We start from the raw sequence: 21,278 nt of genomic DNA on the forward strand, positions 1-21,278 counted from the left end.
AGTGACCTCATGCGGCCGAGACCCGCCGCATGGGAATCGCGGCGTCGCGCACGCCAGGTGCGTAGCGGCGCACCATCTTCGCGCAGAATTCGGCGAACTCTTCGGGCGCCTGTGGCGGGCTGGTGTGATGGGGCTGCAGGCCTCGGTGCTCGGGCGTGAAGCAGAAAGTGATGGTGACGTTGAAGTCTGCCAGGGCTTCCATCTGGCGATCGAACCAATCGAGGGCATTCGGTCTGAAACTGTCGGCCCAAGAGAGGCCGGTGCGCAGACTGGTGACGCCCAGCCGCTTCATCCAGGCGACGGCGTCGTCCAGCCGGTGGTCCTCGAAATGGAACCACTGGACGAGGCCCATTTCCGGAGTGTGCCGCACGAACTCTTCGAGCGCGGGCTTGGGCGAGCCATCCTCGCGCAGAAGACCCATGTAGAAATGACGGTAATAGGAAGAGCCTTCCACCTCGCGATGCCGTGTGGTCGCTCCCCAAGCTTGAGGCAAATCATAAAGGCTATACCATTGGACGCGGGGCGCGTTGCCAAGCAGAAGCTCCGCCGTCCGCCGCAGGCCCCAGACCTGGACCTCCTCGGCGCCGAAGCTCGACACGCCGACTTCGCTGATCCAAATCGGCAGATCGGTGACTTCGGCGATCTCGCCGAGCTTTTGCGGCCATTCGTGGATCTGCCAAAGGTTCCAGTCCAGCGGGAAGCCGTGCACGGCGACGGCATCGACATGGTCGAGGACACCATATCCCTTGATCAGCGACATGAAGCCGGCATCGATCGGCGAAATGCCGCCAAGCACTCTGGTGATCGCCGGGTTTTCAAGCCCGATCGCGTCCGCCGCCAGGATACTCATGCCGGCGAAGCGGCTCCAGTCCGGATCGAGCTCTGGGTCCCAATGCGACTTGTTGTTGGGCTCATTCCAGATCATGGCGGCTTCAATCATCATTTCGTCCTTTCGACGGGTAGACCGCACCTTCACCCGCCGGCTCATCGGACGCGCGGCAGAAGTAGACCTCGTCTTCCGGGTGAAGCAGGATCTGGAAGCCGGCGCTGCGCAGCATCGCCTCGATGCAGCCGCGGTTCGGGATCCACCAGTTGGTCGGATCGTCGGCGTAGCGGTGCTCGATGAAGTGCAGCTTCGGGAATTCGGTTCGATCGAACAGGTCGAGCGTCCAAAAATCATAGTTCTGTTCGAGCGCGAGGATTTCGCTGCTCCCGCGTTGCATCGACTGGAAGACCATCAAGTCGCGCGCAACATGCTCGCGGATCAGGTCGAGCGCCAGCAACGGGTGGCGTAGATGGTAAAGCACGCCCATGAAGAGCACGATGTCGAAGGTCTCGCTGAGCGCGCCGACGTCGTAGACCGACAATTGCCGGAATTCGATGTCGCACTCGGCGATTTCGGCGGCGAAACGCGCTTGCGTCAGATAGTCCACGTCGAAATCAATGCCGAGCACGCGATCGGCGCCTCGCTTCTTCATTTCAATGGAATAGAACCCGGCGTTGCAGCCGATATCGAGCACCGACTTGCCCGAGAGATCGGCCGGGATCGCATCCGCGAATTTCTGCCATTTCACCAGAGGATAGTTGCCGAGGAAATGGTCGGGAGCGGTCTCCACGCCCGCCAGTTCCATGTTGTGGAACCACGGTCCAAGCGCATCGATGCGGCGGCGAATTTCCGCGTCGGAATGCAGCACGGTCAGCCTCCTTCGCCTGGCAAGGATGGCACCTGCGAGCGGCTCGGCGGCACGAATATCGCTGTGTCTTCGTCTTCCGAGGCGTCGTTGTTTTCAAGCAGCCGGAGCGCCGTGCGGTAGCCGTTGAAGGTGCCGACATCGACATAGGCCGAGCCTGCCTTGACGCCCCAGGCTTCACCGCCGACGGCAAGGTAAGCATTGACCAGCGTTCCGAAATACTCGTCGCAGCCGTCCCGCTCGCGCCAAAGCGCCGCGAGCCGCTGAAAGGTGAAGCCCGGCATCTTGAACGCGCCCCAGACCCAGTCCGTGGCTGCGTCCTGCTGCTTGACCTGGATCTGCTCGACGCGGCCGTCCTGATCGACAACCACGGCGTCGAAAAGCTCGGGACGGTCTACAGGAAACAGCAGGAATGACAGCCGGTCGTCCGGCAGATGGCAGAAGCCGTCCTCGGGGAACCAGATCGTGTCCGGCAGACCGATCAGGACGGTCTCTTGCGGCGCGACGAGAGGGGCGGCGCGGAAGATCGCGTCGCAAAGACCGACGGGAGAGGGCTGGGCCACGAAAATCGCGGCCGCGCTGTCATAGCCGGCCGCATAGTATTCGAGGATATCGGACTTACCCGAACCGATGATGAAGCAGATCCTGTCGACGCCGTTGCGCACCATTCGGCGCACCAGATACTCGCTGACCGCGCACGGACGCTCGGTTTGCCCGTCCATCCGGCTGCCAACCGGGAGCAGTTCCTTGGAAAAACCCAGCGGTTGAATGCGGCTGCCGCGCCCCGCCGCAGGCACGATACCCAACATCAGACGGTTTCCTTCATCGGTTCGCTTGCTGGCGCGGTGGCGGCTTCGACCAGAATCCGGTCCAGTTCCGCGGCGCGGCGTGCGGATGTGTGTTCGTCGAGGACGCGTTCGCGGGCTCGGCGGCGCAACGCCTCGAGCTCGCGGTCCGACAAACCGAGCGCGGCGACCACATCGTCGGTGGAATGTGCAAGCAGGATTTCGCAGCCGGGCTCGAAGAAGTCGTCCAGACCCGGCCAGTCGTCGGAAACGATGGCGGCGCCGCAGGCAGCCGCTTCGAACAGCCGGCCGGAGGGGCACCAGCCCTTGCGCGCCATGGCCTCGCGGGTGACATTCAGGGTGAGACGTGACGAGCAGAAGAAGGCCGGATGATCGGCAGGCGGCAAATGCCTGACGAAGAAGATGTTGTCGCTCCACGGAAACTCCTGCGGATATTGAGCGCCGCCAATGACGAAACGGCGATCCGGCAGCCGGACGGCGGGCGCGACGAGCAGCTTCTCGACGCCGGCCTGGCGATCCGAGGCATAAGTGCCGAGGTAGGACAGATCGCCCGCAAACTCGGGCCTGGACTTTGCTGGCCGATGACGCTCCGGATCGACATGGCCGTAGAGCGGCACGACACGGCGCGCCCCCAGCATGGACTTGAGCGCACCGAGTGCATCGCCGCCGGTGTAGCTCAGCACCAAATCGAAATCGCGAAGGCCTTCCGGACCGAAATAGGGAGGCTGCTCGCCCTGCTCGATGCGCGCGAGCGTCACCGCGGTATCAAGATCGTAGAACACCTTGAGCCCACGGCAACTCTCCTGCGCGAGGCGTGAGGCTTCAACAGCATCCGGGCAGTAGGAGGTGACGATGACCGCGTCAGCCTGCCGGACCGCGATTGCCGCAGCCTGGGCAATATCATCCCATCCCGGATAGAGCACCACGTGGCCGCCATCGAGATGGGTGAGATCCCTTGCGCCGGCATAGTAGGGCGTGTCGCGCTCAAAGAAGCTGATCGACCAGCCGAGTGGCGCCAGCGCGCGTATCAGCCCGCGCCAAAGCGTGGCATGTCCGTTTCCCCAGGAAGAGGTGACCGTGAGGCCGAAGATCACCATGCGCATCGGGCAGCTCCAGTCAGGCGATTTCGTTCAGGCGAATGAGCTTAGAGCCCCAGTCGCCATGGACGACGGTGGTGATCGAGGCAGGTTCGATGTCGAAGCGAAAACAGTCGCCGAGCTGAAGGCCAAGCACCTTGCACACCGCAGCCTTGATGACGTCCGCGTGACTGATCAGTGCAACGCATCGGTTTGGGGCCTGTTCGCGCAGCACGTCCATGAGGTCGACGATCCGCTGCTGGGTGTCCTGCATGGTCTCGCCGCTCGGTGTTCGGGCGCTCTGTCGCTGGTCGTTCCACATCCGCCAGGCGGCGTCATCGGCCAGCTCTTCGAATGTCTTGCCGGACCATGCGCCGAAATCGATCTCGTCCAATTCCTGGCAGATTCCGATCTGCTCGATATTGCAGGCGACAGCGATCGGTTTCGCGGTTTCCAAGGTGCGCTTGCGCGGGCTGCTGAAAATGGCCGCGAGCGGTTCCCTCGCCAGACGGCGGGCCAGACGCAGCGTCTGTGCCTGGCCGGTTTGGCCAAGATCGATATCCTGGCGGCCTGCCAGATAGCGGCCGACATTGTCATACGCAGCATGCCGCACGAGGAAAATAGTCGTTGTCATTCCGCGGCGTCGAGCATCGGCTCGCCCCTACCGGCTATGAAGGCGAGGGTGCGCAGGCGGGCTTCGGCATCGGTGAACTGCTCCGGCGGAGACTTCATGAAATAACTGCAAGGCCCGGTGAGCGCCCCAGCGATACCGCGATCGAGCGCCAGCTTGGCGCAGCGCACCGCGTCGATGACCACTCCGGCGGAGTTGGGGGAATCCCAGACTTCCAGCTTGAGTTCGGCATTCAGCGGGACGCCGCCGAAGGTCGTGCCTTCGACCCGGATATAGGCCCATTTGCGGTCGGTGAGCCAAGGCACATGATCGCTGGGTCCGACATGGATGTTGCCGGGCTCGAGCGGTACATCGATCTGGCTGGTGACCGACTGCGTCTTGGAGATCTTTTTCGATTCCAGCCGCTCACGCTCCAGCATGTTGAGGAAGTCCGTGTTGCCGCCGAAGTTGAGCTGGTAGGTGCGGTCGATGCGCACCCCGCGCTCCCGAAACAGATTGGCGAGCAGCCGGTGAACGATGGTAGCGCCGACCTGGCTCTTGATGTCGTCTCCGATCAGGGGCAGGCCGCGCTCTTCGAAGCGGCGGCGCCATTCCGGCCGCGAAGCGATGAAGACCGGTATGCAGTTGACGAAAGCGCACCCGGCCGCCAACGCGCATTCGGCATAATAGCGGGTTGCCGCATCCGAGCCGACCGGCAGATAGGACACCAGCACCTCGGCCCCGCTTTCCCGAAGGCCTGCGGTCACGTCGGCGACCGGCTCATTCGCTTCCTCGATTTCATCGCGCAGATATTTGCCGATGCCGTCGAGTGTAGGTCCGCGTTGCACGCGCACGCCGATCGGCGCCACATCGGCAAAACGGAAGGTGTTGTTCGGGGCGTTGTAGATTGCTTCGGCCACATCGCGCCCGACCTTGCTCTTGGCGACGTCGAAGGCGCAGACGACCTCGATGTCTTCGACATGGTAGCCGCCGAGATCGGCATGCATTAGCCCGGGGATCGGCTCGTTGCTTTTTGCCTGACGATAATAGGTGAGGCCTTGCACTAGGGAGGATGCGCAATTGCCGACACCGACGATGCCGATGCGAACCTTTTTCGATGTCACGAAACCGCCGCCTCTATTGTTGGAGGTAAGTTCCTCGCGCCGAACTGTGACCGGTCAGGAATGTTCCTTGAGAGGTGGAAAATTCGCCGATGCGGTCGACGTTCAATACTCCCGTTGCCGCGTTGTCTCCGAGGCCAGCGCAGGACGCGACGTTCGGAGTGCGGCTAATGGAATCTCGCCCGCTCGGCCTCAAATCCGGCCCATGAGCGCCATGATCACCAGGATGACAAGTATGACGCCGAGCACGCCCGAAGGCCCATAGCCCCAGCCCGACGAATACGGCCAGGCCGGGATCGCGCCGATCAGCAACAAGATCAGGATAATAATGAGGATTGTGCCGAGACTCATATCGGGTCCCCTTCATTGGCGAGGTGGACGTTCGGACCTCAGACTGCGGGGCTCATATGCTATTTGTTCGTCATTCGTCTGAGGCGCTGGGGGCTCAGTCCAGCCTGCGCAGCATGTCAGCTTCCCGCTCGAGGATGGTTGCGACTTCTTCGCGTTGAAGATGCGTCATCATCAGGCTGACGCAACATTCGAGGTAGGTGATGGAGGCTCGTCGCAGGAAGGCGGCGGTTTCCGCGGCCGCCATCTGCTCGATGTCCTTGGCTGATCGCTTCGACTGCACGACTGCGTTCTCCGTGCCGGTTATCGGGCCCAACCAGAATCTCGGTCGGATGTTCCGCTTCGGTGAAAAGAACGCGGGACGCATCGGGATCCTGCGGGCCGCCGGTTTCAACTCCGTCTGCCCCGGACCTGTTGGTCGCGGTGGCGGGCGACACGGTCGCGCTGCCGTCGAGTTCGGCGAAGTAGACGACCGTTTGCAGCAGGCCCTGCCGGAGAGGCACCTTGGGGGCCCAGCCGAGAAGCTCCTTCGCTCGGGCTATATCGGGGCGTCGCCGGCGGGGATCGTCTTCCGGCAAAGGCAGGAATTTGACGGGCGACCTGGTGCCGGTCAGTTCCCTCACCAGGCCGGCCAATTCGAGGACGGTGAATTCCCCGGGGTTGCCAAGATTGATCGGCTGGCGCGGATTGGGCTCGATGTCCATCAGCCGCAACAGGCCTTCGACCAGGTCGGTGACGTAGCAGAAGGATCGCGTCTGCCGGCCATCGCCGAATATCGTCATCGGCCGCTTTTCAAGTGCCTGCATGACCAGATTCGAGACGATGCGACCGTCGGCGGGGTCCATCCTTGGGCCATAAGTGTTGAAGATACGGGCGACACGCACGTCGGCCCGATCGGCCCGAAGGTAGTCGAAGCAAAGCGTCTCCGCAGTGCGCTTGCCTTCGTCGTAGCAGGCGCGCGGGCCGGTGCAGTTCACATGGCCGAGATAGTCCTCACGCTGCGGATGCTGCTCGGGATCACCATACACTTCGCTGGTCGATGCCTGCAGGAAGCGTGCACCGTCGCGAACGGCAAGCTCGAGGAGATTGAGCGACCCGACCACGCAGGTGCGCGTGGTGTGAACGGGATCGGCCTGGTAGCGGGGCGGTGACGCCGCGCATGCCAGGTTGAAGACCCGGTCGACCGGTTCACCCAGTTCCAGCGGGCTGCAGATATCCTGCTCGATCAACCGGAAGCGCGATTGGCCGATAAGCGGCGTAATGTTCTCCATTCGGCCGGTGAGAAAGTTGTCGATGCAGATCACGCGATAGCCGATGCCAAACAGGGCCTCGCATAGGTGCGAACCGAGGAAACCGGCACCGCCGGCGACAAGCGCCGTCCGTGTCTGTTGGGCCTTTCTTGAACGCCGCATCTGTGTGTTCTCCTGTCTGCCTGTCATGCTGCACTTTCGACATCCAGATCGAGCACCGGACGTGTCTGTCTTGCCCGCGCCAGCATCGACGTGAACTCTCGTGCCCGAGCAACTCCGGTGTGTCTTTCCAGGACCAGCGAATGGGCCTGCCTGGCCATGCTGAGCCTGGCGCGGTCGGGCTGTCCCAGAAGAATTCCCGTCACATCATCTGCGCTGCCGGCCGTCTGTATCGCCGTAGCCGGAAAGAAACTGTCGAGGCCGGGCCAGCGATCGCTGATGATCGGCGTCCCGCACGCCGCTGCTTCGAAAAGCCGGACGCTGGGCGACCATCCGGCTTCGACCATCGAAGTGCGTGTCACATTCAACGTGTAGCGCTGCCGGCTATAAAATCCGGCATGCTCGGCCGGCGGCAGGTGCTCGATCCGCTCGACATTATCGGGCCAGTCGATATCGTGCGGGTATTGCGAGCCCGCAACCACGAAGCGTCGATCCGGCAGTCGACGCGCAGGCTCGAGCAGAAGCGTTTCCAGGGTCTGTTGCCGATCCGGACTGTAGGTGCCGAGATAGCCTAGGTCCCATTTGATCACATTTCGGTTTCGATGGTGCCGCTCGGGGTCGACGGAGCAATAGAGCGGTTCGGCCCGACGCGCGCCGAATTCGAGCTCCAGGCGATGGAGGGTCGGTCCGCCCGTGAAGGAGAAATAAAGGTTGAAATAGGGAATCTGCCGACGCGCGAGATAGTCGCAGTCATCCTCGGCAATCCTGGCCAGCGTCACCGGCGTGTCGATGTCGTAGAAGCAGAATAGCCCGGTGCACAGCGACGCGAGGTCGTCGATGACCGCCCTGCCTTCAGGCACGAACGAGCCGATGACCACAACATCGGCCTGCTGAAGGTCTCGTTCATGGCTGCGACGAAGCTCCTGGACGGTGTCGTAATAGCGCAAGTCGCAATAATCGGGGTCGCGCAGGTCGCGGTGGTGCGCGTACCAGGGCACGTCGCGTTCGAAGAAGGTGACGCGATGGCCGAGCTCGTCGAGGCCCCGCAGCAGCCCCCGAAACGTCGTCGCATGGCCATTGCCCCAGGAAGAGGACAGAGAAAGACCCAGGAACACGATATCGAGTGCCTTCGTCATTCTGCGGCCTCCACGGTCTCGCGCTCGAAATGCGCCTTTAAGATTGCGTCAACCCGTTCAGCCCTCAGTGTGTAGGTGTGCTCGGCCAGAACACGCCGAAGCGCTGCCGCCCCGATCGCCTTTGCGCGCCCTGGTGTGAGCGTGCACATGATCTCGACAACGTCGGCGCCGTCTCGCGCCACCAGGATTTCCTCGCCAGGCGTAAGGAACAGCTCGACACCGGCCCAGGCGTCGGTGATGAGGCATGCACCGGCGCCGGCCGCCTCGAACACCCGCGTTGCCGGCGAAAAGCCGTTGCTGGCCATGCTGTCGCGGCTGATGTTCAGCACCGCCTTCGGCGTGACATTGAAGGCGTTATGGTCTCGAGTGCCGACATGGCCGAGCCAGGAGACATTCGCCGGCATCGGCTTGTCGCCCCAGCCTGATCCGCCGAGCAGGAACTTCTGGTCCTCCAGCGCACCGGCCGGCTCGAGGAAGAAGCCTTCCACGCGGGCCTCGCGATCCGGCAGGCGATTGCCGAGAAAGGCGAGATCGCAGGCGAAGCGGGAATCTCGGGCGACGGGGAAATGCGTCTCGGGATCGAGCGCGTTGTAGATCGGCACACATTCGGCGGCGCCAAGCGCCCTATAGTCCCACACGACGGGATCTCCGCCGCCATAGGTCAGCACGAGGGAGATCCTTTTGAGCTCCTCGTGGAGAGGATGGGCGGCATCGTTCCGCAACTCGCTGAGCGTCGCCGGGGCGTCGACGTCCCAGAACACCGTCAGCGCGTCATTGCGGGCGTGGTCGAGCACGGCGCGCAACAGCGCTTCGTCTTCGAAGCCCACACCGCTTGCCTTGACCACGATGTCGGCCTGCTCGGCGCAGCAAGCGACCTGCATCAGCGCATCCGGCGTCGCCTCGTAGACGACGACGTCGCACCAGTCGGGAACCTCGATGTCGCGGTGCTTCTGCCGGTCAAAGGCATCCGGCTCGTAGAAGACGATGTCGTAACCGCGCCGGGAAAGTGCCTTCAGCAGGCCGCGATAATAGGTGGCGGCGCCGTTCCAATAGGACGACAGCAGGCTGGATCCGTAAAAGGCGATCTTCATGCGGCGGCCTCCCTTGCTGGCAACCCGTCGGCCGCATGGCGATTGCCGCATGCGGCGAGTATGTCGAACAATTCGTCGGCGCGGCGCCGGCATGTGTGCCGCGCCAGGATGGTTTCCAGCCCGGCTGCCGCCAGAGCCTTGGCAAGCCCGGCGTCGTGCAGCACGTCGCGCAGGTGCTGGCGCATCTCGGCGCCGTCGCGGGCAAACAGAAAGTCCTTGCCGGGACGGAACAGCTCTTCGACGTCCGACCATGGCGCAGAGACGAGGGGAATGCCGCAGGCCAATGCCTCGAACATGCGGATCGTGGGAATGCCCGGCAGATGTTCCCGATAGGGTCGGCGCGGGATGTGCACGGTCACGCGATGCTGCGCGAACGCTTTCGGGACGTCGGCATTGGCGATCCAGCCCTCATGGCGCAAGCCGGCGACGGCGAGCGCGGCCCGCGCCTGCGCTGGGTAGCGCACCCCGTGAACGGTTCCCGACAGGCCAAGCTCGCGTGCCGGCGCGACGAGGAACTCCTGGATTTCGGCGCTGCGTTCGTCGTCGCCCCAGTTGCCGACCCAGACCAGATCCGATACGGCGTCGGCTTCGGGAGAGGGTTTGAACAACCGTTCGTCCGCTGCTTCATGCCAGGTGAAAGCCCGTCGGCCCCAGCCGGCGCGAAGGTAGCTCTCCCGCAACGCCTCGCCGAAGACCAAGACGCCGTCATAGTGCTCCAGGTTCAGTGCCGAGATCGACTGCGTCGCCGACACGGCGCGGTGATGCGTGTCGTGAAACAGCAGCGTGAACTTGCCGCCGTTGAGCTTGGCCCGCCCGATCCGCGCCACAAGATCTGGATCGGTCCATTCATGGACGATCACCACATCCGCCTTCGCAATCCAGGCCTCGTGATCGAAGGACGCATCGTAGGTCACCGGCATCAGCTCGGGAAAATCTTTCCGGAAGCGCTCGACGGCGAAGGGGCCTTGCTCGGCCAGAAGGTTCGAACGACTCCAGCCGTCCGCGGGTTCGAGCGCGAGGGCATGGTGTCCGTTCGCAACAAGCTCGCGCATGATGCCGCGCTGGAAATGCGCATTGCCATGGTTCCAATCGGAAACGACGGAATGGGTGTAGAATACGAAATGCATGGTCAGCGCCCTGCGACGGCCATCGCCGCACGATCGTAGATTTCACTCATCGCGGCCGCCTGCGCCTGCGGCGAAAATTTGCGCGCGCGACGGACGGCGCGCCGGCCAAGCTGGCGCCGCAAATTTTCGTCGCGGGAGAGGTGGGCGATGCATCCGGCAAGCGCATGCGGATCGCGCGTGTCGAAGAACATAGCCGCGCCGTCCCAGAGTTCGCGATAGGTCGCAATGTCGGCGAGGACCAGCGGCGCGCCCGAGAGCGCGGCTTCCAGAGCGGCAAGCCCGAAGGGCTCGTAGATCGATGGCGAAACGAAAATGCCGGCCCGCGCCATCCGCTGGCGCACTTGGGCATGGCCGATCGAGCCGAGCGCGACGCAATGATCAAGACACGCCATCTGCCCGTCCGGCCCGCCGAGGGGGCCGGCGGCATGGACCGGCCATTCCGTCATGGCAGCCGCGGCATCCAGCACAGCCGCGTTCTTTCCTTCATCCCACCAGCGGGCGGCGGCCAGGACGAAAGGCTCGCGGCGCGAGCCGACCGGGCCGGGAAGAGCACTGTTGTGGACGACACTTAGCCGCGCGACCGGCCCGTAGCAGGCCTCAAGCATGTCGGCGTGGCTTCGGCTGGGTGCCACCACAATATCGGCGCGATTGAAACCGGCCCGGTTGCGGTCTTTCTGCCAGGCCCAGGCATCGGTCGGCACCTGACCGCGCACGGCATGCAGCCACGTCACGACGCAGGAATGCGAGACCACGAGGATGGGGCAGGGCAGATCGACCTCGGCCGCCTGGGCCGGAGCGTTAAGATGAACGAGGTCCGCGGCATAGGCCGTCGCAAGCTCGCGAAGCTCGCCGGGCAGGCCGTCGAGATCGCTCTCGTTGCGCGTCATCCAGTCCGGAGGGGTCTCGAGCCATGCGAGCGTCGCGAAGGATTGCGCCTCTTGTGCCTGCTCCCGAGAAGGCCGAGGCCCTAGCCCGGCCAGCACGACGCTGTCCCCTCGGGTGGTGAGCTCGCGCGCTAGGTCGAGCGAATATCGCCAGACGCCACCGACGGAGTCGGTGGTCATCAGGATGCGCCGCGGGCGATGGATCAATGATTGCAGCATGAGGACTCCAATTCGGCCAGCGCGCGCGGGCGCTGGTCCTGGATGTCGCTGAACGTCCGGAACGAAGCCAGATAGTGCTCATGCGCGCGCTCCCAGGCGAAATCGTCGGGTTCGCCCCACAGCTCGCGGTAACTTGGCGAGCTCGGATAGGGATAGAGCGGCACCGGCTCGTTGGCCCAGACGCCGTTGTCGATGAGGTGCTTGCGCCAATACTCCACCAGGGCCGGATCGTCCTCGACCACGCCGATCAGATTGGCTTGGACGAAAGGAACATGGCGGCGGGCATCGACCAGCAGCGCGGCCAATTCCTCGGTGCCCAGCCGACAGCGCTTGGCCAGCATCTCGCGGCCTTCGACGGTTAGGCTTTCCAGGCCAGCTTCGATCGAGACGCAGCCGGCCTCGCCCAACAATTCCAGCAACTCCGGTTTCCAGAGGTCGATGCGCGTCTGAACGCCGAATTGGATATCGCGGTCGACAAGGGCCTCGAGCAGCGCCTTCTGGGGCAGGAAAATCTCGTCGATGAAGTAGATATAGCCGACGCCCTGGGCCATCAGACCGTCGATCTCGGCGACGACCGCGTCGTGGTTCCTGCGGCGGTAGGCGTCGCGAAAATCGATCTTGGCGCAGAAGCTGCAATTATAGGGGCAACCCCGCGAAGCTTCCACCTCGGCACCGGCGCCCTTCTGGTCCGCGTCGAACCGATGATGGTGGTGCGAATGGGCCGCAATCCAATCGGACGGCCAATGAAGTGCCGGGTGGTCGACGAAGCGGCTGACGCTCACGCCACCGTTGCAGGCCAGCACGCCGCTCTCGAGCCGCGCCGTGTGAGGGACGGCGCTCCATTCGCCGCGCCCGGCAAGCTCCGCCACCACCTCCTCGCATTCGCCGCGCACGACGACATCGACGCCAAGCTTGCGCAGGGTAGGGGCCGGCGTCGCCGAGCCATGCGGCCCGACGGCGGCGGTGCGCCCGCCGCGCCCGGCGAGATGCTTCAGGAATTCTGCCGGCACCCGCAGCTCCGGCGGCGCGCAGCGCCAGAACAGATAGGTCGGCGCGGTGGTCACGACGGTCATGTCCGGCGCGAACGCCGCCACGCGCTCGGCAAGTTCCGCGTTGTCGAGATCCTGCAACTGTCCGTCCAGCATCAGCACGCTGTGGCCGTCGGTCTCCAAGAGCGCTTTGCAGTAGCCAAGCTCCAAGGGCAGATGCGGCTGGCGGCAGCCGAAATAGATGCTGTGTTCATACGTCCAACGTGGATTGACCAGTGCGACTTTCATGCGACGTACCTCGCCACTTCAGCGTGCGGCTGAAGACGGTGCCGCAACAGCCAGCCGGCAAGGTCGCTGATGCCTTCGCGCCACGGGACATGCGCCCGCCAGCCAAGCGCGGCCTCTATCTTGCGGGTATCGGCGATGAAGAAGGGCTGGTCGCCGGTGCGTTCGAGATCCTGCCGCACCACGATGTCGCGGCCGGTCATGATGGCGATCTCCGACAGGAGCGAGCGCAGGCTGACGGCATTCCGCGGTCCGCCGCCAAGATTGAACGCCTGTCCCTTGAGGTCTTCGATCCTGGCCAGCACTCCGCGATAGGCGGCAACCGCGTCGGACACATGCAGGATGTCGCGCACCTGCTTGCCGTCGCCATAGACGGTGATGGGCCGGCCGCTGAGCGCGCTGAGGAGGAAATGCGCGACCCAGCCCTGGTCCTCGGTGCCGAACTGGCGCGGTCCATAGATGCAGCTCATGCGCAGCACCGCCGTCGGCAGGCCATAGGACTTGGCATAATCAAGGACATACTGGTCCGCAGCGCCCTTGGAGCAGCCATAGGGCGTGCAGAAATGGAGCCCGATCGTCTCGTCGACTCCATTGGCGCGGATGGCTTCGTCGCAAGGCTCGTAACGGTCGTCCGTTTCCTGCACCGCGAGCTGGGGCAAGCTGCCGTAGACCTTGTTAGTGCTGGCGAAGATTACCGGGGCGCTCACCTGGCGCGCCGCCTCAAGCACGTTGAAGGTGCCTTTGAGATTGATGTCGAGGTCCTCCGCGGGATCGATCAGGCTCGTGGTCACGGCGGTCTGGGCGGCCAGATGGAAGATCGCTCTTGCTGGCGTCAGCACGGAGGCCAGTCTGGCTTGGTCGCGCACGTCCACGGCTTCAACCCTGAGATGGTTGCCGTGCTTTTGCGCCAGCCATTCGAGGTTCTGCTCGACGCCGGCTCGGCTGAGATTGTCGATGACCAGAACGGGCTCGCCATCCGACAACAGGCTGTCGGCGAGGTTTGAGCCTATGAAGCCGCTGCCGCCGATGACGGCCACCGGCGCTTTGCCGAGGCCGCGATGCCGCTCACTCATGACACCAGCCCCCGCTCTTCAAGTTCGCGCTTCATGTCGGCGCCGCGGTCGATGACGACGGTGTTGCGAACCCAGGCCGCGAATTCACCGAGGGAGTTCTCAAGCCGATGGCTCGGCTCGAAGCCAAGCAGCTCGCGCGCCTTGGCAATGTCGGCAAAGCAGTTGCGGATGTCGCCGGAGCGCGCCTTGCCGAGGATTTCGGGCGGCCGCTTCGGAACGCCCATCGCTTCTGCAAGCAATCGAGCGACCTCGCTGATGGTGTAGGACCGTCCGCTGCCGATATTGATCGGGTGGCCGGCTGCCTGGCGTTGCTCCAGCGCCAGCCGGAAAGCCCGTGCGACATCGCGCACATGGACGAAGTCGCGCTTTTGCTCGCCGTCCTCGAAGATCATCGGCCGCTTGCCGTTGGCGAGCCGCGAAGCGAAGTTGGCAAGCACGCCGGTGTAGGGATTTGCGAGCGCTTGACCGGCGCCGAAGACGTTGAACAGGCGCAATGCCACCGCATCCACGTCATAAGCCTGACCGAAGATCAGCACCGCGCGTTCCTGCGCATATTTGGTCAGCGCGTAGATCGAAGCGAGGTCAGGACGTTTCTCCTCGTCGGTCGGAATCGGCGACAGCGCTTCGCCGGCAGCCGACAGCGGGTCCCATTGGCCGATCCTGATGTCGCTTGGCTTGCGATGGGCATCGTCGATACGCCGCCCGTCTGGTGTCTTGTAGAGGCCTTCGCCGTAGATGCTCATCGACGATGCGACGACAATGCGTTCGACTGGTTTCTTGATCAACGCCTCGAGCAGGGTCGCGGTGCCGAGATCGTTGGTGCCGACATATCGGGCGATCTCGTACATGGATTGGCCGACGCCGACCTCGGCAGCGAGGTGGATGACGGTGTCGACATCCGCTACCGCGTCGGCGACCGTGTCTCGATCACGTACATCTCCCCGTATCAGCTCGGCGCCAGCTGGAATGCTGACGGCTTCATTGCCGTGCACTTGGTCCAAGAGTGCGTCCAGGACACGGACCTCGTAGCCATGCTCGATGAGTTCCTGGGCGACATGCCGGCCAATGAAACCGCAGCCTCCCGTAACCAGGACACGTTTCACGAGAACTCCTTGCCGAGTTAGCGTTGGGGCCGATTTAGCGTTGGGGCCGATTTAGCGTTGGGCTCCCGAACTTCGGGACAAAAGGTTTGTTCCCTGCTTCATCAAAGTTCCCTCCGTGGCGAAGCTGTCGGCGGGTCGCGCGCATGCCTGGGAACATTGCCCTTTGCGCGCTGTTAGGGCCGCTCACCGACGTGCGGCGAGAAAGGGAATGCCATGTCTGAAGCGAAGACGACCACCAATCACGACGAAATTCGCAAATGGGTTGAGGAGAGGGACGGCCATCCCGCCGTGGTTCGCACCAAGGGCGAGGGCGGCATCCTGCGCATCGACTTCGGCGAGCCGGAGGAAGCGCTCGAACCGATCGAGTGGGATGAGTTCTTCCGGATCTTCGACGAGAACGACCTTGCCTTCCTCCATCAGGACAAGGCCGGGAGCGGAGGAAAGAGCCGCTTCAACAAATTTGTCGAGCGGAGCGGGAATGGTTGACGCGGGCGGCGGCAGGTAACCAGCAACGAACGCACGCAAGCGGCCCGACCGGCGGAGGCTGCCGCGCCGCCCCGGTTGCCTCAATCCAATGGCTTGTCGGTTGGGCGCGGGGTGGTTCCGGCCTCGCGCTTGCGACCGGCATTGCGATTGGCAACCTTGCTGTCGAGCGGTGATGTCGACTGTTCCTCGGCGGCGCCGGCTGTTTTGGGAACTGCCGGTCTCGCGCCAGCGTCGCTATCCATGGCATCGCGGTCAGGACGCGGAAGGCCTTCGGCGTTCGGTGACCTGGTGGCCGGCCGAGATGTGTTTTTCAGTTGAGCCATTTGATACCTCCTTACCTGATCGCAACGACAGGGCGCCCGGGCGAGTTCCGGGCAAAGACGTGGTCACCCGTGTGGGCGCATCACGACCTTGATGCAGCCGTTCTGCTTGTCGCGAAACTTCCTGTAGAGGTCGGGTCCGGCCTCGAGCCCGGCGCGGTGGGTGATCACGAAGGACGGGTCGATGTCGCCGCTTTGGACCTTGTGCAGGAGAGGCTCGAGATAGCGTTGCGTGTGGGTTTGTCCCATGCGGAACGTCAGCCCCTTGTTCATCGCCGCGCCGAACGGGATGTGGTCGACAAGGCCGATATAGACGCCGGGCACCGAAATGGTGCCTCCCTTGCGACAACAATAGATCGCCTCGCGCAGCACATGCGGCCGGTCGGTGCCAAGATAGACACTCGCCTTGACCTTATCGAGCATGGAATCCGGGGTGGCGCTGGCATCGGCTTCGGTGCCGACACAGTCGATGCAACTGTCCGGGCCGCGACCGTTGGTCATGGCCATCAGGGCATCGTAGATATTCACGTTGCTGAAATCGAGGGTCTCGGCCTTGCCGTGGTCCCGCGCCATAGCAAGCCGCTCCGGCACCTTGTCGATGGCGATCACGCGTCCGGCGCCAAGCATCCAGGCGCTCTGGATCGCGAACTGGCCGACCGGCCCGCAGCCCCAGATGGCGACGGTGTCGCCCTCCCGGATGCCGGCGTTCTCCGCCGCCATATAGCCGGTCGGGAAGATGTCGGAGAGGAACAGGATCTGTTCGTCGTCCATGCCGTCCGGCACCTTGATCGGGCCGACATCGGCAAAAGGCACGCGCAAATACTCGGCTTGCCCGCCCCAATAGCCACCGACCAGATGCGAATAGCCGAACAGGCCCGCGGGCGACTGGCCCATGACCTTGGCGGCCTGGTCGGCGTTGGGGTTCGACCGGTCGCAGAGTGAAAACAGGCCGTTCTGGCAAAACCAGCATTCGCCGCATGAGATATTGAAGGGAACGACGACGCGATCGCCCTTCTTGAACTTGGTGTGTCCACGGCCGACCTCCACCACTTCGCCCATGGTCTCATGGCCCAGCACGTCGCCCGATTTCATCGTCGGCATATAGCCGTCCATCAGATGCAGGTCCGAACCGCAAATGGCGCAGCAGGTAACCCTGATGATGATGTCGCGGTCGTCCTCGATCGCGGGATCGGCGACCGCGTCGCACCGGATATCGCCCTTGCCGTGCCATGTCAGCGCTTTCATCGTGCCATTCCTGTCGATCGGAGGATTGAGTGCATCGAACTTGCGCCCGGCTGGAATGTTCCCCGGGCGGCGCCTCGCATTCATCCGTTGTTCGCGGAACCCGGTTCGGCGGCCTTGCGATGCTGCTCGGCCAGCGTGCCGGCCGGCGTGACATGGGCCGCGGCAGCCTGCATCTTGTTCTTCAAACCGCTAACGACCTGCTCTTTTCCGGCCATCATGGCATCATAGCCGTCCTTGGCCACATCGGCCGGATTGTCTTTCTCCTGAGTCCCGATTTCGGTGTCCATCATGTCGGCCCGCTCGAAGAAGCGGGTCTGCGTCGCGCCGGGCATCAGCACTGTCACGGTCACACCGCTGTCCTTCAACTCATGGCGCAGCGCGATGGCGAAAGAATCGATGAAGGCTTTGGTGCCGTTGTAGACCGCTTGGAAGGTGCCGGGCATGAAGCCGGCGATGGAGCCCGTGAACAGGATCCGGCCGCGGCCACGCCGGACCATCTGCCGGCCGAGCCGATGTGCCAGATAGACCGTGCCGGTGATGTTCGTGTCGATGACGCGGCGCGCCTTGGGCCAGTCCTGATCGATGAAGCCCCGGCCCAGGCCTCGTCCCGCGTTGAGGAACAGAAGGTCAATAGCGCGGTCACCAATCCTCGCGATCAGTTGATTGGCCCCTTCCTCGGTCGCGAGGTCGGCTTCTACCGCCTCGACTGCAACGTGGTGAGATTGCAGCGCCTCGGCAGCCTGCTCTATCGCCGGCTCGTCGGCCACGATCACCAGTTCGTAGCCATCTCTCGCGCATAATTTCGCCAGTTCCTTGCCGATGCCGCTGGAAGCGCCGGTCACCACGGCGAGCTTTCCGTTTTCCATTTCGTTCTCCGACCGTGCGAGTGTGGTCCGGCCGAACATGCGCAGAGTGCGATTGTTCCGTTCGAATTCTTGGGATTCGGCAACGCGCGGCAAACGAGGCTTGGCGAGACGGAACCAATTCGGGGCACGGCTGTTCCGCCGTCAATGTGGAGCGACAGCCATGGGCATCTTTTCCGATCTGGATAAGAAACTTACCGACAACCTTTATGAGCATGGCAGCCAGCTGACCGATCCCAGCGCTGATCTGCCCCGTCGGGTCAAGGAGAGGGTCGATCTCCTCATGCCGTTCATCCAGCCGGAGGCGCGTGAGGCGGTGAGGCTGCAAATCCTCGGCATCATTCACGAGCACATATTAGATGAGACCGAGATTGGGCCTGGAGAGCCAGCGGCCAAGGAATGAGAGAAGCTGGCTGGACGCGTCATCGATTTCCGGCCGCCCTAAAGCGGCAGCGCCGAACGGAGCCAGGCGCTAGCTGATATCTATGATTTTTCGCTTCTTGGGCGTCCGGCCCGGCCTGGCCGCGGGAGGAGGCGACTTTGCCGCCGGTGCCGCGGCCAAACGCTGCTCGCGTAGTCGCGCCGTCTTTGCCTGGCGCGCCAGTCGTTCCGTCTCAAGCAGTTCGCGCGCCGCATTCGAGGTGCGCTCACGCCTGTCCTTGTCGATCTTCCGCGTCGCCACGGTCGTTCCAGATCAATTCGCCGTTGGAGCCGTATCCAACTTGCCCGAAGGCCCATTGTTCCGAATGATCCCGCGACGGACGGACGTTTCGAACGAAATGTCTGCAACTCGAATATGTCGGGCCAAGCCCTTGTCGAAAGCTCCCGTTGCTTCTCCCGCCGGGAACTTCAGCGCTGCTTCCCGGTTCAGCCGGCTGAAGCCGACGCGATGCGCCGGCCTGCGACGTCGGAACCGAAGCGGTGCGTTCGCCGTTCCGGCTGCATTCCTGTCGCCAAGGAGATCGCCATGGCGCCGCGTCCCGCCTGGAGCGGTTATCTCAAACTGTCGCTGGTCACCTGTGCCGTCGAATTGACGAACGTCGTGACCCATGCCGAGAAGGTTTCCTTCCACGTGCTCAATCGCAAGACCGGCAACAGGGTCCGGCGCATCTATGTCGATGCCGAGAGCGGCAAGCCGCTGGATAAAGACGACGAGGTCAGGGGCTACGAAGTCGGCAAGGACGAATTCATCTTCATCGAAGAGGAAGACATCGAGGCGGTGCAGATCGAGTCCTCGCACACGCTCAATCTCGACGGCTTCGTCGACAAATCGTCGATCGAGCAGATCTATCTCGACGCACCCTACTACGTGACGCCCGCCGACAAGGTCTCGGAAGAGGCCTTTGCGGTGATCCGCGACGCGCTGGCAGAAAAGAAGATGGCCGGGCTCGCTCGCATCGTGCTCTATCAGAGGGAACGCCCGGTGGTGGTCGAGTCGCGCGGCAAGGGCATGATGCTGACCACCCTGCGTTATGGCGACACCGTGCGCGAGCCCGCCGGCGTCTTCGCCGAGATCAAGTCGGGAAAGCCCGACAGCGAGATGATCGGGTTGGCCGAGCACATCATCGATAAGCAGAAGGGCAAGTTCGATCCCACCGAGTTCCGAGATCGATATCAGGAGGCACTGCTGGAACTGGTTCGCGCCAAAAAGGCCGGCAGGAAGGCGCCGAAAGCCAAGGCGGAACCCAAGCCGTCCAATGTGGTCAATTTGTTCGATGCGCTGAAAAAGAGCCTCGGCGCGGAGGCCGGGGCAAAACCCAAATCCCCGAAGTCCAGGGGAGCGCCGAAACGAAAAAAGACGAAGAATTCTGCACGGGGGCGCAAGTCGGCATAGCAGTTGTCTGTGCGGTGAGCGACATCAAGCTGGCTTGCAGGCCGAGGCAAACAAGGCTGGAGGCTTGGCGCCTTCGCCGAGGAGGAATTCGGGTAACGCTCAGCGCGGGCTAAAACACCGTCCGTGGCAGAAGAGCACGAGCTCGAGGATTTCGCGCGCCGGGGCGCACCGGGCACGATCCAAAAATCTATCCGTTGCGTTCCTCGCTTTCACGCAACAGCCGCACGATCGCATCGACTGGGGATGGATTGGCCGCTGGCTGGATTTTCCGTCGCCAAAGATGGCGAAGAAGCTTTTTCAACATGCGCATGCACATACTCCCTAGCTATCAGACCTTGCATCGGGCGTTCCGGGTTGGAGCGCCACTTCCTCGGCGAGCCGGCATCCATCAACCCAGCCGGGCGGCAAGCAGGAAAGCGGCGCCCGCCAGAACCACGAGCGCCGCAATCACCAGCACCGGCCCGTTCCTGCTCGGCTGAAGGCCGGGCGCGTTCTCGGGGCGCTGCATGGCGTTGGCGAAGCTCGCCTGATTGGTGAATTTCGGTTCATCTGATGCGACGCGATGGGCGGAACTCGTCGACCCTCCCGCCTCTGCATCGGTTTCCTGCGGGGCGGCAGAAGGGTCGAATCCGGGCGTCTTGTCCCGGGTAAGGCCCATCTGCATTTCGCCTCGACCCTCGGCGGGCGTTCGCTTGCTCGGTGAGGTCATCGGACAGCTCCTTCGCTACCAAACATCTGTCCGGCGTCGGTGTTCCCACGGGATCTTGAACGCGAAGTAGAAACGCTGCTGTGCGGGAACTCGTTTCCGGGAAGGGGGAACTATCAATCGCTGAGCGCGGCCGGAACATTTCCTGTTGGGCAGCTTTTACCTTCGTTATCTAAGATGACGAGGCACCGATGCAGGTTCTCGAGACCCACATACTTTCCAGGTCGGAAGGCGTGGTGACAGTCGAATTTCTCGGTGAGGGCGGCGAAAAGATTGCCGTCACAATGGCTGGATCCGATCCACGGCCCACGTACGGCGACCGCTCTTATCGATCGCGCCAAAGAGATGATGGTGCCGTGCGCGGTTTTCGAGACCGTGGAAAACCGGTCCGAGCAGCAGAGCAGCCGCGACTTCAGCGAGCCCGCCAAGCCGGACAGCCCCTTCACATTCGAATATCGCGACAATGATGGCGTGCGGCAGCTCAAGGGCGTGGAATTCCCGAACCTGGAGGCCGTGCACGACGAGGCGCTGCGTTCGGCGATTGATTTGCTTGACGACACGGCCGCCGAAGGTGGGCAGCAGGGCTGGGCCGTCCGGGTTCGCGACGCCAACGGAAAGATCGTGCTGTCAATCGACTTCGACGAGGCGAAACGGAAGAAGGCGGCAGCGGAATGAGGACCGCGGGGGCCTGAGAAAGGACCATGCTCCCGTTCCTATCACTGGATATGAGATATTCGACAATGCGCCTGCATCTTAGTCCAGCCTGGGCTCGCAACTGAAACGCCGTGCAGTCCTGCACTGCGGAACCTCATTCCAAATGAATTCCGTGTTCATCCGGAACTTTGGGGACGACTGT

General features: G+C 63.2%; 22 protein-coding genes and 1 pseudogene. 4 read left to right on the forward strand and 19 right to left on the reverse strand.

The features are described 5' to 3' along the window. Window positions 1-7 precede the first annotated feature (7 nt). The 15 genes and pseudogenes from EJ078_RS24415 to EJ078_RS24485 all read right to left on the reverse strand — a co-directional run bounded on the left by EJ078_RS24415 (window position 8) and on the right by EJ078_RS24485 (window position 14,968). Window positions 8-940, reverse strand: a complete 933-nt coding sequence (locus EJ078_RS24415; protein WP_127213760.1) for a beta-xylosidase — start codon at window positions 938-940, stop codon at window positions 8-10. Continuing rightward, window positions 933-1,694 (reverse strand): TIGR04290 family methyltransferase, encoded by a 762-nt coding sequence (locus EJ078_RS24420; protein WP_127213759.1) that lies wholly within the window; start codon window positions 1,692-1,694, stop codon window positions 933-935. The genes EJ078_RS24415 and EJ078_RS24420 overlap by 8 nt, the downstream gene beginning before the upstream one ends. A gap of 2 nt (window positions 1,695-1,696) precedes the next feature. Next, on the reverse strand, window positions 1,697-2,500 hold the full coding sequence (locus tag EJ078_RS24425; protein ID WP_095827599.1) for a sugar phosphate nucleotidyltransferase: 804 nt from the start codon (window positions 2,498-2,500) through the stop codon (window positions 1,697-1,699). After that, entirely contained in the window at window positions 2,500-3,600 is a 1,101-nt protein-coding gene (locus EJ078_RS24430) for a glycosyltransferase (RefSeq protein WP_127213758.1), read from the reverse strand. Before EJ078_RS24430 ends, EJ078_RS24425 begins: the two co-directional genes overlap by 1 nt. 13 nt (window positions 3,601-3,613) lie before the next feature. Next, the gene (locus EJ078_RS24435; protein WP_067320596.1) at window positions 3,614-4,207 is read right to left on the reverse strand and encodes a histidine phosphatase family protein; all 594 of its coding nucleotides are present in this window, start codon (window positions 4,205-4,207) and stop codon (window positions 3,614-3,616) included. Next, window positions 4,204-5,307 carry an inositol-3-phosphate synthase gene (locus EJ078_RS24440; protein ID WP_067320599.1) on the reverse strand — a complete coding sequence of 368 codons (1,104 nt, stop codon included), beginning with the start codon at window positions 5,305-5,307 and terminating at the stop codon, window positions 4,204-4,206. Before EJ078_RS24440 ends, EJ078_RS24435 begins: the two co-directional genes overlap by 4 nt. Before the next feature lie 189 nt (window positions 5,308-5,496). Beyond that, window positions 5,497-5,655: a DUF3309 domain-containing protein gene (locus EJ078_RS24445; RefSeq protein ID WP_066991972.1), complete on the reverse strand. Its 159-nt coding sequence runs from the start codon at window positions 5,653-5,655 to the stop codon at window positions 5,497-5,499. 452 nt (window positions 5,656-6,107) lie between these two features. Beyond that, a pseudogene (locus tag EJ078_RS24450) lies at window positions 6,108-7,064 on the reverse strand (UDP-glucuronic acid decarboxylase family protein); the annotation flags it as partial. A 23-nt stretch (window positions 7,065-7,087) separates the two neighbouring features. Then, window positions 7,088-8,197 (reverse strand): glycosyltransferase, encoded by a 1,110-nt coding sequence (locus tag EJ078_RS24455; RefSeq protein ID WP_095826276.1) that lies wholly within the window; start codon window positions 8,195-8,197, stop codon window positions 7,088-7,090. Then, complete coding sequence (locus EJ078_RS24460; protein WP_127213757.1) at window positions 8,194-9,288, reverse strand: glycosyltransferase; 1,095 nt, start codon at window positions 9,286-9,288, stop codon at window positions 8,194-8,196. Before EJ078_RS24460 ends, EJ078_RS24455 begins: the two co-directional genes overlap by 4 nt. Continuing rightward, the gene (locus EJ078_RS24465; RefSeq protein WP_127403171.1) at window positions 9,285-10,415 is read right to left on the reverse strand and encodes a glycosyltransferase; all 1,131 of its coding nucleotides are present in this window, start codon (window positions 10,413-10,415) and stop codon (window positions 9,285-9,287) included. Before EJ078_RS24465 ends, EJ078_RS24460 begins: the two co-directional genes overlap by 4 nt. Window positions 10,416-10,417: 2 nt before the next feature. Beyond that, window positions 10,418-11,518, reverse strand: a complete 1,101-nt coding sequence (locus tag EJ078_RS24470; protein WP_127403170.1) for a glycosyltransferase family 4 protein — start codon at window positions 11,516-11,518, stop codon at window positions 10,418-10,420. Beyond that, window positions 11,503-12,795, reverse strand: a complete 1,293-nt coding sequence (locus EJ078_RS24475) for a TIGR04295 family B12-binding domain-containing radical SAM protein (RefSeq protein WP_127403169.1) — start codon at window positions 12,793-12,795, stop codon at window positions 11,503-11,505. The genes EJ078_RS24470 and EJ078_RS24475 overlap by 16 nt, the downstream gene beginning before the upstream one ends. Beyond that, a complete protein-coding gene (locus tag EJ078_RS24480; protein WP_127403168.1) occupies window positions 12,792-13,865 on the reverse strand; it encodes an NAD-dependent epimerase/dehydratase family protein in 1,074 nt (357 codons plus the stop codon). The genes EJ078_RS24475 and EJ078_RS24480 overlap by 4 nt, the downstream gene beginning before the upstream one ends. After that, on the reverse strand, window positions 13,862-14,968 hold the full coding sequence (locus EJ078_RS24485) for an SDR family NAD(P)-dependent oxidoreductase (RefSeq protein ID WP_127403167.1): 1,107 nt from the start codon (window positions 14,966-14,968) through the stop codon (window positions 13,862-13,864). The genes EJ078_RS24480 and EJ078_RS24485 overlap by 4 nt, the downstream gene beginning before the upstream one ends. Before the next feature lie 213 nt (window positions 14,969-15,181). Here EJ078_RS24485 and EJ078_RS24490 point away from each other — a divergent pair, with 213 nt between their 5' ends. Further along, window positions 15,182-15,454 (forward strand): hypothetical protein, encoded by a 273-nt coding sequence (locus tag EJ078_RS24490; protein ID WP_095779479.1) that lies wholly within the window; start codon window positions 15,182-15,184, stop codon window positions 15,452-15,454. A gap of 386 nt (window positions 15,455-15,840) precedes the next feature. Here the strand turns inward: EJ078_RS24490 and EJ078_RS24495 are convergent, their stop codons facing one another. Further along, window positions 15,841-17,019, reverse strand: coding sequence for a zinc-dependent alcohol dehydrogenase (locus tag EJ078_RS24495; protein ID WP_127403166.1), 1,179 nt, complete (start codon window positions 17,017-17,019; stop codon window positions 15,841-15,843). 80 nt (window positions 17,020-17,099) lie between these two features. Beyond that, complete coding sequence (locus EJ078_RS24500) at window positions 17,100-17,885, reverse strand: SDR family NAD(P)-dependent oxidoreductase (RefSeq protein WP_095826294.1); 786 nt, start codon at window positions 17,883-17,885, stop codon at window positions 17,100-17,102. 160 nt (window positions 17,886-18,045) lie between these two features. Here EJ078_RS24500 and EJ078_RS24505 point away from each other — a divergent pair, with 160 nt between their 5' ends. Further along, window positions 18,046-18,285, forward strand: coding sequence for a hypothetical protein (locus tag EJ078_RS24505; protein ID WP_095779478.1), 240 nt, complete (start codon window positions 18,046-18,048; stop codon window positions 18,283-18,285). 564 nt (window positions 18,286-18,849) lie between these two features. After that, window positions 18,850-19,716 (forward strand): Ku protein, encoded by an 867-nt coding sequence (locus EJ078_RS24510; RefSeq protein ID WP_127403165.1) that lies wholly within the window; start codon window positions 18,850-18,852, stop codon window positions 19,714-19,716. Between the two features lie 187 nt (window positions 19,717-19,903). Here EJ078_RS24510 and EJ078_RS30775 read toward each other — a convergent pair whose 3' ends face one another. After that, complete coding sequence (locus EJ078_RS30775) at window positions 19,904-20,026, reverse strand: hypothetical protein (protein ID WP_259979821.1); 123 nt, start codon at window positions 20,024-20,026, stop codon at window positions 19,904-19,906. Window positions 20,027-20,104: 78 nt separating this feature from the next. Next, the gene (locus EJ078_RS24515; protein WP_127403164.1) at window positions 20,105-20,425 is read right to left on the reverse strand and encodes a hypothetical protein; all 321 of its coding nucleotides are present in this window, start codon (window positions 20,423-20,425) and stop codon (window positions 20,105-20,107) included. A 270-nt stretch (window positions 20,426-20,695) separates the two neighbouring features. Here EJ078_RS24515 and EJ078_RS24520 point away from each other — a divergent pair, with 270 nt between their 5' ends. Beyond that, on the forward strand, window positions 20,696-21,097 hold the full coding sequence (locus EJ078_RS24520; protein ID WP_127403163.1) for a hypothetical protein: 402 nt from the start codon (window positions 20,696-20,698) through the stop codon (window positions 21,095-21,097). The last annotated feature ends 181 nt before the right edge of the window (window positions 21,098-21,278 follow it).

It is taken from the genome of Mesorhizobium sp. M1A.F.Ca.IN.022.06.1.1 (genome assembly GCF_003952605.1).
Classification (GTDB): Bacteria; Pseudomonadota; Alphaproteobacteria; order Rhizobiales; family Rhizobiaceae; genus Mesorhizobium.